At 39.3% G+C, this 12,854-nt stretch carries 14 protein-coding genes; 8 read left to right on the top strand and 6 right to left on the bottom strand.

Translation table 11 applies throughout. The annotated features are described in order from the left end of the window. The first annotated feature begins 7 nt into the window (after nt 1-7). A complete protein-coding gene (gene sufB, locus AC4PG8_RS12345) occupies nt 8-1,402 on the top strand; it encodes a Fe-S cluster assembly protein SufB (protein ID WP_003722438.1) in 1,395 nt (464 codons plus the stop codon). A 66-nt stretch (nt 1,403-1,468) separates the two neighbouring features. On the opposite strand, the gene AC4PG8_RS12340 is transcribed toward sufB, so the two are convergent. Continuing rightward, on the bottom strand, nt 1,469-1,642 hold the full coding sequence (locus tag AC4PG8_RS12340; RefSeq protein ID WP_041176564.1) for a hypothetical protein: 174 nt from the start codon (nt 1,640-1,642) through the stop codon (nt 1,469-1,471). Nucleotides 1,643-1,778: 136 nt separating this feature from the next. Here AC4PG8_RS12340 and AC4PG8_RS12335 point away from each other — a divergent pair, with 136 nt between their 5' ends. Beyond that, on the top strand, nt 1,779-2,621 hold the full coding sequence (locus AC4PG8_RS12335; protein WP_492170412.1) for a DUF72 domain-containing protein: 843 nt from the start codon (nt 1,779-1,781) through the stop codon (nt 2,619-2,621). A 31-nt stretch (nt 2,622-2,652) separates the two neighbouring features. Here the strand turns inward: AC4PG8_RS12335 and AC4PG8_RS12330 are convergent, their stop codons facing one another. Beyond that, the gene (locus AC4PG8_RS12330; RefSeq protein WP_003763796.1) at nt 2,653-3,018 is read right to left on the bottom strand and encodes a DUF1634 domain-containing protein; all 366 of its coding nucleotides are present in this window, start codon (nt 3,016-3,018) and stop codon (nt 2,653-2,655) included. Continuing rightward, nucleotides 3,019-3,858 carry a sulfite exporter TauE/SafE family protein gene (locus AC4PG8_RS12325; protein WP_003722428.1) on the bottom strand — a complete coding sequence of 280 codons (840 nt, stop codon included), beginning with the start codon at nt 3,856-3,858 and terminating at the stop codon, nt 3,019-3,021. Nucleotides 3,859-3,990: 132 nt separating this feature from the next. Here AC4PG8_RS12325 and AC4PG8_RS12320 point away from each other — a divergent pair, with 132 nt between their 5' ends. The 5 genes from AC4PG8_RS12320 to AC4PG8_RS12300 are packed head-to-tail and all read left to right on the top strand — an operon-like array spanning nt 3,991 to nt 8,280. Next, the gene (locus AC4PG8_RS12320) at nt 3,991-5,382 is read left to right on the top strand and encodes a bifunctional metallophosphatase/5'-nucleotidase (protein WP_185550917.1); all 1,392 of its coding nucleotides are present in this window, start codon (nt 3,991-3,993) and stop codon (nt 5,380-5,382) included. Then, a complete protein-coding gene (locus AC4PG8_RS12315) occupies nt 5,379-5,654 on the top strand; it encodes a YutD family protein (RefSeq protein WP_003722426.1) in 276 nt (91 codons plus the stop codon). The genes AC4PG8_RS12320 and AC4PG8_RS12315 overlap by 4 nt, the downstream gene beginning before the upstream one ends. Before the next feature lie 19 nt (nt 5,655-5,673). Continuing rightward, on the top strand, nt 5,674-6,441 hold the full coding sequence (locus AC4PG8_RS12310) for a TIGR01457 family HAD-type hydrolase (RefSeq protein ID WP_185505542.1): 768 nt from the start codon (nt 5,674-5,676) through the stop codon (nt 6,439-6,441). A gap of 49 nt (nt 6,442-6,490) precedes the next feature. Beyond that, nucleotides 6,491-6,934 (top strand): GNAT family N-acetyltransferase, encoded by a 444-nt coding sequence (locus AC4PG8_RS12305; protein WP_003763788.1) that lies wholly within the window; start codon nt 6,491-6,493, stop codon nt 6,932-6,934. A gap of 35 nt (nt 6,935-6,969) precedes the next feature. After that, the gene (locus AC4PG8_RS12300; RefSeq protein ID WP_003769115.1) at nt 6,970-8,280 is read left to right on the top strand and encodes a hemolysin family protein; all 1,311 of its coding nucleotides are present in this window, start codon (nt 6,970-6,972) and stop codon (nt 8,278-8,280) included. Between the two features lie 23 nt (nt 8,281-8,303). Here the strand turns inward: AC4PG8_RS12300 and AC4PG8_RS12295 are convergent, their stop codons facing one another. The 3 genes from AC4PG8_RS12295 to AC4PG8_RS12285 all read right to left on the bottom strand — a co-directional run bounded on the left by AC4PG8_RS12295 (nt 8,304) and on the right by AC4PG8_RS12285 (nt 12,124). Beyond that, the gene (locus tag AC4PG8_RS12295; protein WP_003769113.1) at nt 8,304-8,804 is read right to left on the bottom strand and encodes a phosphatidylglycerophosphatase A family protein; all 501 of its coding nucleotides are present in this window, start codon (nt 8,802-8,804) and stop codon (nt 8,304-8,306) included. A 114-nt stretch (nt 8,805-8,918) separates the two neighbouring features. Further along, nucleotides 8,919-9,155, bottom strand: a complete 237-nt coding sequence (locus tag AC4PG8_RS12290; protein ID WP_003763779.1) for a NifU family protein — start codon at nt 9,153-9,155, stop codon at nt 8,919-8,921. A gap of 173 nt (nt 9,156-9,328) precedes the next feature. Next, nucleotides 9,329-12,124: a MucBP domain-containing protein gene (locus AC4PG8_RS12285; RefSeq protein ID WP_492170411.1), complete on the bottom strand. Its 2,796-nt coding sequence runs from the start codon at nt 12,122-12,124 to the stop codon at nt 9,329-9,331. A gap of 446 nt (nt 12,125-12,570) precedes the next feature. Between AC4PG8_RS12285 and AC4PG8_RS12280 the strand changes: the two genes are divergently transcribed. Then, nucleotides 12,571-12,687 carry a hypothetical protein gene (locus tag AC4PG8_RS12280; protein WP_492170436.1) on the top strand — a complete coding sequence of 39 codons (117 nt, stop codon included), beginning with the start codon at nt 12,571-12,573 and terminating at the stop codon, nt 12,685-12,687. Nucleotides 12,688-12,854 lie beyond the last annotated feature (167 nt).

Below are 12,854 nucleotides of genomic sequence, written 5' to 3'. Positions count from 1 at the left end.
GTACGACATGACTGAAATTCCAGAAATTGGCGAATACCAATATGGATTCCATGACAAAGATACCTCTGTGTTCCGTACAGAACGCGGATTAACAGAAAAAGTAGTAAGAGAAATTTCGAATATTAAAGAAGAACCAGAATGGATGTTAGAATTCCGTTTGAAGTCTTTAGAGCAATTTTATAAAATGCCAATGCCGACTTGGGGTGGCGACCTGTCAGAACTTAAGTTTGAAGACATCACTTACTACGTGAAACCGTCTGAACAAACAGTGCGCTCTTGGGATGAAGTTCCTGAAGAAATTAAACGTACTTTTGATAAACTAGGTATTCCTGAAGCCGAACAAAAATATTTGGCTGGTGCATCTGCGCAGTATGAATCCGAAGTAGTTTATCACAATATGAAGCAAGACCTAGAAGATTTAGGGATTGTCTTCAAAGATACAGATTCCGCGTTAAAAGAAAACGAAGATATTTTCAAAGAATACTTCGCAAAAGTAATTCCACCAAGCGACAACAAATTCGCAGCATTAAACTCGGCTGTTTGGTCAGGTGGCTCATTCATCTACGTACCACCAGGTATCAAAGTAGATACGCCGCTTCAAGCCTATTTCCGCATTAACTCGGAAAACATGGGGCAATTTGAACGGACACTAATTATCGTCGACGAAAATGCCAGCGTAAACTACGTAGAAGGCTGTACTGCTCCCGTTTATACAACGAATTCCCTTCACTCAGCTGTCGTGGAAATCATTGTAAAACCAGGCGCTTACTGCCGTTACACAACCATCCAAAACTGGGCAAATAACGTTTATAACCTAGTAACAAAACGTACTTTCTGTGAAGAAAATGCGACAATGGAATGGATTGATGGTAACATTGGTTCGAAATTAACAATGAAATACCCAGCTGTACATTTACGTGGCGAAGGAGCGCGCGGAACGACCCTTTCTATCGCGATTGCCGGTAAAGGGCAACGTCAAGACGCAGGAGCAAAAATGATGCACTATGCGCCTAATACGTCCTCTACGATTGTATCGAAGTCGATTTCGAAACAAGGCGGAAACGTAACGTACCGTGGAATTGTTCATTTTGGTCGTAATGCAGACGGAGCACGTTCCAATATCGAATGTGATACGCTCATTATGGATAACCTGTCCACATCGGACACAATCCCGTACAACGAAATCCTAAACAGCAACATCTCATTAGAACACGAAGCCAAAGTTTCCAAAGTATCCGAGGAACAACTTTTCTACCTAATGAGCCGTGGTTTAAGCGAAGAAGAAGCGACAGAAATGATCGTTATGGGCTTCATTGAACCATTTACGAAAGAATTGCCAATGGAATATGCCGTTGAGATGAACCGTTTGATTAAGTTTGAAATGGAAGGCTCGATTGGTTAATATAACAAAAAAATCCCCTTCAACTGCAGCTTTGTGGTTGAAGGGGGTTTTTATTTACATTTAATTTTAGCTGTTTTTCTTTCTACTTAAAAAGCCAGCAATAAAATAAGATAGTATAAAAATAGATAATCCGCCTATTAAAGATATATCTGATCCGTCAAAAGGTTTCCTACCAGTAAAGGCTGAACCGATTAATATCGTTCCGAAAAAAACTGAAGTCATTATAATAAGTCTTTTCATCTGTTTTCTCCTTTTTTTTAATTAAAGTATAAAACATAAAATATCCAAGGTAAAGCAACAACCAAATTAAAAGATTCTCCCTCCTTTTTGCGTTATAATAAACATAAATCAAAAACGATAGAGAGGGTGGCGGTTGATGATTACAATCGGGTTAACTGGATGGAGTGATCATGATTCATTGTTACAATCAAAAAAATTAACGTTGGCTGATTATGCGGCACATTTTCCTGTGGTAGAAGTCGATACGAGTTTTTATGCGATTCCTTCTCCGCGAACAACGGCAAACTGGGTGGCGCAAACTCCGGATGATTTTCGTTTTGTGATAAAGGCTTTTTCGGCGATGACAAAACATAAGGAATGGTCGCAGTATTTTGATAGTGAAAATGGGATGTATACGGCTTATATGGATATGATTGCGCCGATAAGTGAAACGGGAAAACTACAGGCAATTTTATATCAATTTCCACCGTATTTTAATTGTACGAAAGAAAATGTGACTTATTTAAGATATATCGCTTCGAAAATGGGTGATTTGCCTGTAGCAATTGAATTTCGTAATAACTCATGGTATAGCGAACAAAATACAGAAAAGACGTTAGATTTACTGCGCGAATTAGGTTTTATTCATACGGTTGTTGATGAACCACAAGTTGGATCTGGAAGTGTACCAATTGTGCTTCGTGAGACAAATAGTGAGATGACGCTAGTAAGACTGCATGGTCGGAATCAGTATGGTTGGATGAAAGCAAGTAGTCCGGAATGGCGCGAGGTTCGCACGCTTTATCGTTATAATGAGGAAGAAATTAACGAGTGGACCAAATATGTGGAGCATTTACAAAAATTGTCCAAAGAGGTAGTTGTGATTTTTAATAATAACAGCGGCGGGGATGCGGCTGATAATGCGAAACATTTACAAAAGGCGCTTCAAGTTGAGTTTCAAGGTTTAGCTCCAATGCAAATGGATTTATTTTCAGAATAAAAAAGATGGCGCTACTTACGCGCCATCTTTTTTATGCCTTAATTCCAATTAAAAAGCTAATAACCAAAATAATAAGTACAATCCCAGTTACGCCAACGTATAAGTAATCTTTTTCCTTCAAAAAAGTAAACAATGATACAACGACACGAAGGACTGGCGTTAAAATCAAGCAAAACAGACCGAACATCATAATTGCGTATGGTTTAAGCGTTCCTAGCCCGCTAAAAATCGCTGTAAGTGAGGTCGGGTAAGTTTCCCCAGGATAGCCACTTTCGCCGGTAATAAACAGCATAACGAGGCCAAAAACGATAATGATCGCACTAAGGACAACACCGATTCGTAGCAGTGCGCTAACAATTAGCTCCACGCGGTACATTTCTTCTTTTTTCTCTGCCATCTAAATCCACCCCAATCCTTCTAAAATCATTTGGAAGGCAACATATAAAATGACGGGAATAAAAATAATCCGAATAACTTTGCTTTTTAAACGTTGCATGATGCGCGTTCCAAGTGTTGCGCCGACAAGTACCCCAATCGCAACAGGAGCTGCAATCGCGGGCTGGATGTCACCTTGGAAAAGATACACAGTTGCACTGGCCGCCGCGGTTACACCCATCATTAAATTACTCGTTGCGCTACTTACTTTGAGCGGCATTTTCATAAAGACATCAAGTGCCATTACTTTAAAAGCGCCACTACCGATTCCAAGTAAGCCACTAGCAATACCTGCGCCGTACATCACACCAAAACCAGCAGGAACATTTGCCACTTGGTAGTCAACTGTTTGCCGTAAAGATTTATCGTAATAAGAATCATGTAAGTTTAATTTTGTTGCTAGTGGGTCTGGTTTCACATTGGTAGGAAATTCTGAACCGACCTTTTTAATCATGTTGAAAGCAGAATATAGAAGTAAAAGTCCGAAGATGATGTAGAGGGCTGTAGCCGAGAGCAGTCCACTGACGAAAGCTCCGGTTATTGCACCGATTGTTGTGGCAATCTCGAGAAACATACCGACACGAAGATTGGTGATGCCGTCTTTGATATAAGCGATGGCGGAACCACTACTTGTTGCGATAACGGAAATAATACTCGCTCCAATCGCATACTGAATATCAATCCCGAAAATAAGAGTCAAGGCAGGCGTTACAATAATTCCACCACCAAGCCCAAGCAAAGAGCCTACAACTCCTGCAAAAACAGAGATTAGAAGAATTTCGACTGTTTGCGTAATATCCAAAAAAATCACTTCCCTTTAAAACAATATATCCTATCATAACATAAAATGAAGGTTGAACGATTCAAACGGTCCTACTGCGTGTAAAAAAAGCTATTTTGAGCTACAATAGTTATATGTGAGGAGTGAGGTGGATTGATGAAACATTTAACTTTATGGCATACAAATGATGTTCATAGTCACTTGGAGCATTGGCCTCGTATTTTTAATTTCTTAAAAGAGAAAAGAACAGCTGCAGATAAAGAAAATAAGGCGGCGCTCTTTTTTGATATTGGCGATTTTTTAGACCGGGTTCATCCGCTTACTGAAGGGACAAATGGGCTTGCGAATACGGACTTACTTAATCAGCTGCCTTATGATGCAGTAACTTTTGGCAATAATGAAGGAACGACTTTGGCACATGAAGACTTGGATAATTTATACGAGCACGCGGCTTTCCCGGTAGTTTGCTGTAATTTTTACGCGGATAAAGAGTGCACCGAGCAGCCGGACTGGGTGAAATCGATTGTGTATAAAGAAATAGAACAAGTGAAAATTGCTATTATCGGTGCGACGGCGCCATTTAGAGAGTACTACGAAGAGATGGGCTGGGGAGTAGAAGAGCCAATTAGTGCGATTAAGAAGCAAATTGCTGGCTTGGACGCGGACGCAGATGTAGTTATTTTACTGAGTCACCTCGGTTTGCCGACAGACGAAAGAATTGCTTTAGAATTACCAGAAATTGATATTATATTAGGTGGGCATACCCATCATTTACTTGAAAATGGAAAAATAGAAGGAAATGCATTACTGGCTGCTGCCGGAAGATGGGGCGAGCATGTAGGGAAAGTTACTATTGAGCTAGATGAAAATAATCAGATCATCTCTAAAAAAGCAGTAACTTTTGCAACCGAAAAACTTCCGATTCCTCCAAATGAAACGGCAGAAATTCAAGCTTTCTTTGATAAAGGACGAGATGAATTATCTGAAAAAGTAGTTGCGATTCCCGGGAAGTTAGCGCATAATTGGTTTGATGACTCGGAAATTGCGCACATTTTGAATGAGGCTGTTTGTGAATGGACTGGTTCGGAAACGTTTGTGATGAACGCGGGCATTTTTATGACTGATTTTGAAGCTGGGATTGTGACGGATTTTGATATTCACCAAATGTTACCGCATCCGTTAAATGCGATTGCTTTAACGATGTCTGGTGAGGAACTTGAAATACTTATTGACGGAATCTACCGAAAGAAAGCAGAACTGCAAGATATTCCGCTTCGAGGTTTTGGTTTCCGAGGCGAGTATTTTGGTACCGTTTTGATGGACAGAGCTAGTTTTGACTCGGAAAATCAAGTGGCACTTTTTGATAATAAACCGATTGATAAAACACGGGAATATCGGATTGCGACGCATGATACGTTTGTATTCGCGCCATTTTTCCCGATAGTGAAGCAAATTAAACGAAAAGAAGTATATACACCAGAATTACTCCGAGATATTTTAAAATGGAAACTCAAAAAAATGTACGGACAGGAGGAAGACACGTGACGATTACGATTCAAGATTTAAACTACGAAATTATCACCAATTATCGCGATGCTTTTGACGAGGAAAAATTGAATGAACGATTTAGCGATATTCTTGGGCGATATGATTATATAGTAGGTGACTGGGGTTACGATCAACTTAGACTGAAAGGTTTCTTTGAAGACGACAACCGTAAAGCCGCATACGACAACAAGATTAGCACGTTAAAAGAATATATTTACGAATACTGCAACTTTGGCTGTGCTTATTTTGTTATTAAAAAAGTAAAATAGTAAATGAGGTAATTTGGAATTGAAGAATTATAAAGCGTATTTAATTGATTTAGACGGCACAATGTATCGCGGAGCAGAAGTTATTCCCGAAGCAATCATTTTTATCGAAAATTTAAAACGTGCGGGAATTCCGTATTTATTTGTAACTAATAATTCTACAAAGACACCAGATCAAGTAGCCGAACATTTAACTGGCATGGGCATTCAAGCGGAATCGGGTGACGTCTTTACAACTTCACAAGCAACTGTGCAATTTATGCTTGAACAAAAACGCGAGAAATCGGTTTATGTTATCGGTGAACGTGGAATAAAACAAGAACTAACTGATAATGGATTTGAAATAACTTCTAGTAACCCAGCTTTTGTTGTTGTTGGACTTGACCGAGAAGTAGATTACGAAAAATTTGCTAAGGCAGCCCTTGCGGTTCGAGGTGGCGCAATGTTTATCTCCACAAATGGCGATGCGGCAATCCCAACTGAACGCGGTTTGCTTCCGGGAAATGGTTCGATTACATCGGTTGTTTCTGTCGCGACAGAAACGATGCCTGTTTTTATCGGAAAACCGGAATCAATTATTATGGAGCAAGCACTCGCAAAACTCGGTGTTCAAAAAAACGAAGCAATTATGGTTGGCGATAACTACGAAACAGATATTATGGCGGGAATCAACTACGGTATGGATACTTTAATCGTTCATACTGGTTTCACTTCAAAAGAGGCACTAACAACCAAAGAGATTCAGCCAACATATGCTGTAACGAAGCTAACTGATTGGAAATTTAACTAGAAGAGCGGAATTTTTCTGCTCTTTTTTTAATAATTAGGAGGTTAGAAAAATGGTCTCAATACAAAAGCTAACGAAAGATAATTTTCATGAAACGGCTAAATTACAAGTCCATCCTCACCAGAAAACATTTGTAGCAGAAAATTGGTACTCGATCATCGAAGCAAGTTTTGAAGAAACGTATCATTCTATTGTCATTTATGCTGATAATATGCCAGTTGGATATGCAATGTACGGAATGGATACGGATGACGGCGAATTTTGGCTAGTACGTTTTATGACTGGAAAAGAGCACCAAGGTAAAGGCTACGGCGGGGATGCTTTGGAGCAAATCATCGAAATGGTGAAAAATTTGCCAGAAAAACCTGCAAGACTACGCTTGTCTTACGAACCAGATAACCATGTGGCAGAGAAATTTTATGCGAAATATGGGTTTGAGAAAACGGGCGAAATTATCGATGGTGAGGCAGTTGCTGACTTGTGGTTTAAACGATGAAAAAGGGTATAGAATGGGGATAAGGAGGACTGGGAATGGACGTATTTAATGATTTTTTTGTCGTATTTTTAATTGCAGCGACTGCTTTTTTTGTAGCGAGTGAATTTGCCATTGTTGCAATTCGAAAACCTACTGTCCTACAACTACTTGCCTCAGATAACCCACGAGCGAAATACGTTAAAAAAGTAACTTCCAATATGAATGATTATTTGGCTGCTTGTCAGCTAGGAAACACACTCGCAGCACTTGCGATGGGGTGGGTCGGTGAAGCAACAATGCGCGGTTGGCTAGAACCACTTTTTTTAATGCTGCCACTACCCGAATCACTGGAAAAACCGATTTCGATTTTTGTATCGTTCATTTTAATTACCTTTTTAAATGTGGTGCTTGGGGAACTAGCTCCGAAAACATTCACCATTCAAAGTACCGAAAAAGTAGCGTTATTCATCGCGCGCCCGCTAGTTTATTGGTATCGCCTAACTTTTCCGCTCAATTGGCTTTTAAATAACTCGGCAAATTTAATTACGCGGATGTTTGGTGTGAAACGTACTGATGATGCGGATCAAATGACACCGACTGAGCTCAAAATTATTTTTGAAGATAGCTACCGGCAAGGTCTTTTAAATCCACAAGAATTTCGTTATATGAAAAATATTTTCAAGCTTGGGGATGTGCCGGCAAAAGAAGTCATGATTCCGCGGATGTCGATGATTGCCATTGACCAAACAGCGACAGTGCGAGATTTGCTTAAACTAACTTCCGAGCATACATATCATATTTTTCCAGTAACCGAAGATGAAGACAAAGATCATATCATTGGCATGTTACGTGTCAGTGCAGTCATGGCCGGTCTTGGAAAAGATGAAGCCATTGTAGAACAATCAATCAAACCTTTTATATCGCCAGTTTTAGAAGTATTTGAAGGGATGGTTTTAGAAGAATTACTCGTAAAAATGCAACAAGAAAGCGAACCATTTGTCGTTTTAACAGACGAATATGGCGGGACTTCAGGTATTGTGACTCTTGAAGATGTCATGGAAGTGATTGTCGGCGATATGGAAGAAGCAAAAGGACCTAAAGGAATACGTAAGGTGGCATTAAATCATTTCATTATAGAGGGATCTGAGCCGCTTTTGGAAGTAGAGGAAGCAATTGGCGTTCCGATTGAAAGTCCGGGTGTCCATACGCTATCAGGTTGGATGCTGCTCGAACGCTTTGACTTAGAAACAGGGGACGAGATTGAACATGAAGGTTATCGGTTTATCGTTCGTTCGATGAATAAAAACTCAATCAGGCAAGTGGAAGTAAAACGTGGCAAAGAAAAACCAGTAAAAACGGAGGAATGACCTCTAGTTTTACTGGTTTTTGTTTAATTAACAATATCATCATGGTAACTATGGGCAAGACGACTTGCTGCAGCAGCTGCGATAGCTCCCACAATATCATCCAGAAACGTGTGAACAGCAATGCCATCATGTTCGTTCAGTTTTGCCAAAATACCAGGTTTTACTTTATCGATATAACCATAATTTGTAAAACCAATCGAACCATATACGTTAACAATAGAAAGTGCTAATATCTCATCTACGCCATAAAGCCCCTCATCAGCGCTAATAATGTTTTGTAGCGGTTGGACGAGTTCACCTTTTTCGGCCATGACATCAAGCTGGATGCCCGTTAAAACAGCATTTTGAACTTCTCGTTTACGAAGCACGTGCTCTACGTTTTGACGGCATATTTCTAATTCTAATCCGGGATGATACTTTTGTTGTAAAAATAATACCAATTCTGCGATGTCATCTATTTCTACGCCACGTTCAATCAGCCAACTCCGAGCTTTAGCTTCTAGGGCGCTTTGTTTTTCTACCATTGTCCTTACCTCCTTCTAACTGTATGTATATTGTATGATAGACGTTTACAGGATTTCTAAACATATTTATACAAAAATAGCGACCGCTTATTTTGGTCGCTAAAATAGTAGTTCTTAAAATACTTGAACGACTTCTTTAAATCCGATAATTTTCTCTGCTAAAGTCAATTCGATTCCCATTTTTAAAGTCATATCAGAACTTGGACAAGTTTCGCATGCACCAAGTAATTTGATTTTTACAATGCCGTCTGGGGTCACTTCCACAAGCTCATAGTCCCCGCCATCACGAACTAAAAACGGCCGGAACTTTTTTAAAGCTTTATCAACTTCGGCATAACTAATTTCTTCCATAGGATATAGTTCTCCTTTCGCGAGGCACTATCATATTCTCTATTATAACAGGATACGGAAAAAATTAAAGAAATTAAATTGGGTTTTTCCAAGGTGGAAAGTAGTGTACTTTAGAGTAATTTCCAAATAAAAACTCTCTTATCAGCTGGATAAGAGAGTTTTAGTTGTTTGTTTTAGCTGTTTTTCTTAGAAATTGAGTAAATTCCTAAGAGAACGAAACATGTACCAATTAATCCGAACAATATACTTTCTTGTTGATTATCGCCGGTTTTCGGTAATTTTGTTTGTTTTTTGATTGTGGTTGGTTTGCTTGCTTTTGGTTTGTTTTCATTGATTTTAATAGTTTTTTTGTCTTTATCCTCTTTTTTAGGATCATCTTCTTGTTTAGCATATACAAAGGTGACTGTTTGAGCATCTGTTGTAAATACACCTGTGGCATTGGCTGGTGTAGCTGTTAACTTCCAACCGCTCAAGTTTTTAGCTGTTGCCGCGTAAGAAGTATCTAGCTTACCGTTCAGTGTGTCAGGAGTAGCGAGTTCATTGCCGTCTTCATCAACGTATTTAACGGTAACGGGAGCGCCGTCTGCTTTTTCGTAGACGTAAGTGACAGTTTGGTTGGTGTCTGTGAATACTCCTGTAGCGTTGGTTGGAGTAGTTTTAACTGTCCAACCTGTTATGCTTTTGGCTGTCGATTGGTAAGGTGCGTCAATTTTGCCATTCAGTGTGTCAGGAATAGCAAGTTCGTTGCCATCGCCATCGACGTACTTAACGGTAACAGGAGCGCCATCTACTCTTTCGTAAACATAAGTGACAGTTTGGTTAGTGTCTGTGAATACTCCTGTAGCGTTGGCAGGCGTAGTTTTAACTGCCCAACCAGAAAGACTTTTGGCTGTCGATTGGTAAGGAGCATCGATTTTGCCGTTCAGCGTGTCAGGAGTAGCTAATTCGTTGCCGTCTTCATCAACGTATTTAACGGTAACGGGAGCGCCGCTTGCTTTTTCGTAAATATAAGTGACAGTTTGGTTAGCGTTTGTGAATACGCCATTAGCGTTTGCAGGTGTAGTTTTAACTGCCCAACCTGTGATGCTTTTGGCTGTCGATTGATAAGGTGCGTCAATTTTGCCATTCAGTGTGTCGGAAGTAGCAAGCTCGTTGCCGTCTTCATCGACATATTTAACGGTAACAGGAGCGCCGTCTGCTTTTTCATAAACATAAGTGACAGTTTGGTTAGCGTTCGTAAATACGCCGTTAGCATTGGCGGGCGTAGTTTTGACTGCCCAGCCTGTGATGCTTTTGGCTGTCGATTGATAAGGAGCGTCGATTTTGCCATTCAGTGTGTCGGAAGTAGCAAGTTCGTTGCCATCACCATCGACATATTTAACGGTAACGGGAGCGCCGTCTGCTTTTTCATAAACATAAGTGACAGTTTGGTTAGCATTTGTAAATACGCCATTAGCATTGGCAGGAGTGGTTTTAACTGCCCAACCTGTGATACTTTTGGCTGTCGATTGGTAAGAAGCGTCGATTTTGCCATTCAGTGTGTCGGAAGTAGCAAGTTCGTTGCCATCACCATCAACGTATTTAACGGTAACAGGAGCGCCATCTGCTTTTTCGTAAACATAAGTGACTGTTGTATCGCTGTCGCCAAATTGTCCGGAAGCTTGGCCTTCGATTTCTTTTAGTTTGTAGTTAGTAATTGTTTTTTCTGTTGTTTGGTAATTTTCTCCGGATTTACCAGAAATTGTTTCACTTGGAGCTAATTCATCGCCATTTTCATCTTTATAAAATACGTTTACAGCTGAATTTGTTTTTTCAGATACCTTAATTGGTTGTGATACTTTAATGGAGTAACTAAGCGGTACTCCTTTAGCGGAAGTAGCTGTGAATGTCGCGTTGTAAGTCACAGTCTTAGTTCCAATTGGTAAGTTTGAGAAAGAGACTGTTTTATTATCATCCGATACCGTTCCATCGTCAGAAATGCTAGAAACAGGCATTTTTTCTCCATCAATATCTAAAGTAGGGTTGTTTGAAATAGCTGTTGCCCCTTCTTTAATATTAATAGTTGGAAGTGTGATAGTTTGGTTGTTAACTTGTAAACCTTTATAATCACCAACGACTGCCATGCCTTCAAAAAAGTCTTTTAACTTACTTAAGTCAGTAATGCTATTATTATCAGCGTAAGCAATAGATAATCCTCTAAGTGTATTTAAAGAATCAATGGAAGTTAGGTTGTTATTGTTTAAATAAAGGACTTTAAGTTTTTTCATCGTAGCAATTGGAGCTACATTAGTGAACTTGTTGTAACTTAGATTTAAGTGTGTAATATGATCATCTGCAGTTAATGCTGCTAAATCAGAAATATTATTCCAAGTTACATCTAAAGTTTCGAGTGATTTAAGGTTTGCAAATTTTGTAAATTCTTCATTATCGATTTGGTGATATGCTGGATCTAACCAAGCATACGAATTATAAGAAAATGATTTTAAGTTTTCTTTTTCAAGTAAGGGAGTGAAATCAGTAATATAATCCCCGCCTAGTTCTACTTCTTCGAGCGCTGGCATTTCGCCAAGAGCTTTAATATCATTCAATCCAGTAGTAATACCAACGATTTTTTTCAGCTTAGGTAAATTCTTAATCTGATTTAAATTAGTGATTTCTGTTTGGTTTGAAAAATATAATTTAGTCAAATTGACCGCTTTTTCGAGACCAGTTAAATCTCTAACTAATCCAGTGACAGCATATCCAGATGAACCGAACATATAGGAAATATCCGCTGTACTAATCGTCTCAAGTTGTGCTTCAGTTAATTCGTCTAGCAACGGATTTCCTACGATGGTTTTAAGACCTTCTTTTAAATACGGATCTGGGATATTTACTACATCAGTTGATGCTCCCCGTACATTACTAAAAGGTAAAAATACGGTTGTGATTAAAAATAAAGCTAACATTATTTTGATTGCTTTTTGCATATGTCTAATTTCCTCCTTGTTTTTTGGAATGTATTCGTAATTAGTTATTCGTTAAAACTGACTATTTCAGCAACAAAATTAGTCGAGAATCTAGTGGTTTCAATCGAATACACTTCAAAGCAAAGTTATAATACCATGAAGGCTCTTCATAAATCATGGGTTTTCTAAAAGAAATTTAGTGAAAGTAGAGGGAGGTTCAATAATTGGACATATTTGTTTTTTAGAGCGGGGATGTAGGCGGGAGAAAGGGTTTCGCTTGTTGGTAGGTGTGGGAAGTGGGTTTTTGGATATATATAACATATAAATTAGTTGTTAGGTTTTAAATTTTTCTAAAAATATTGAATGGTTAGTTTTTGGTTGGGGGGTGATTTGGTTCGCTTTGAATGGTGGAATGGGATGGAGGGTTTCAGGTTGATGGTGGATGGATTTTGGTGGGTGGGGGCTTTTTGTGTGGAGGGCGCAGTTTACGGGAAGGATTACATGCTTGCTTTGCTCGTATGCATATTTGGGACGTAATTTGCTTTGCTTCGAACGGGCCGAATGGGATGGAGGTTTTAGGTTGATGGTGGATGGATTTTAATTGGAAGAAACTTTTTGTGTGGAGGGCGCAGTTTACGGGAAGGATTACATACTCGTTTCACTCGTATGCATATTTGGGCCGTAATTCGCTTTGCTCCGAACGGGCCGAATGGGATGAAGGGTTTTAGATTGATGGTGGATGGATTTTGAT

The sequence above is a fragment of the Listeria sp. MAN/IMW/UF555 genome (genome assembly GCF_058684075.1).
The sequence above is the reverse complement of the archived record's forward strand: the minus strand, read 5'-3'. Positions and strand labels throughout refer to the sequence as shown.

Bases quoted from the DNA above. Each gene is read 5' to 3' on its own strand.
- AC4PG8_RS12335 (WP_492170412.1), top strand. From the start codon at position 1,779: ATGATTACAATCGGGTTAACTGGATGGAGTGATCATGATTCATTGTTA.
- AC4PG8_RS12285 (WP_492170411.1), bottom strand. From the start codon at position 12,124: ATGCAAAAAGCAATCAAAATAATGTTAGCTTTATTTTTAATCACAACC.
- AC4PG8_RS12300 (WP_003769115.1), top strand. From the start codon at position 6,970: ATGGACGTATTTAATGATTTTTTTGTCGTATTTTTAATTGCAGCGACT.
- AC4PG8_RS12340 (WP_041176564.1), bottom strand. From the start codon at position 1,642: ATGAAAAGACTTATTATAATGACTTCAGTTTTTTTCGGAACGATATTA.
- AC4PG8_RS12330 (WP_003763796.1), bottom strand. From the start codon at position 3,018: ATGGCAGAGAAAAAAGAAGAAATGTACCGCGTGGAGCTAATTGTTAGC.
- AC4PG8_RS12295 (WP_003769113.1), bottom strand. From the start codon at position 8,804: ATGGTAGAAAAACAAAGCGCCCTAGAAGCTAAAGCTCGGAGTTGGCTG.
- AC4PG8_RS12290 (WP_003763779.1), bottom strand. From the start codon at position 9,155: ATGGAAGAAATTAGTTATGCCGAAGTTGATAAAGCTTTAAAAAAGTTC.
- AC4PG8_RS12305 (WP_003763788.1), top strand. From the start codon at position 6,491: ATGGTCTCAATACAAAAGCTAACGAAAGATAATTTTCATGAAACGGCT.
- sufB (WP_003722438.1), top strand. From the start codon at position 8: ATGACTGAAATTCCAGAAATTGGCGAATACCAATATGGATTCCATGAC.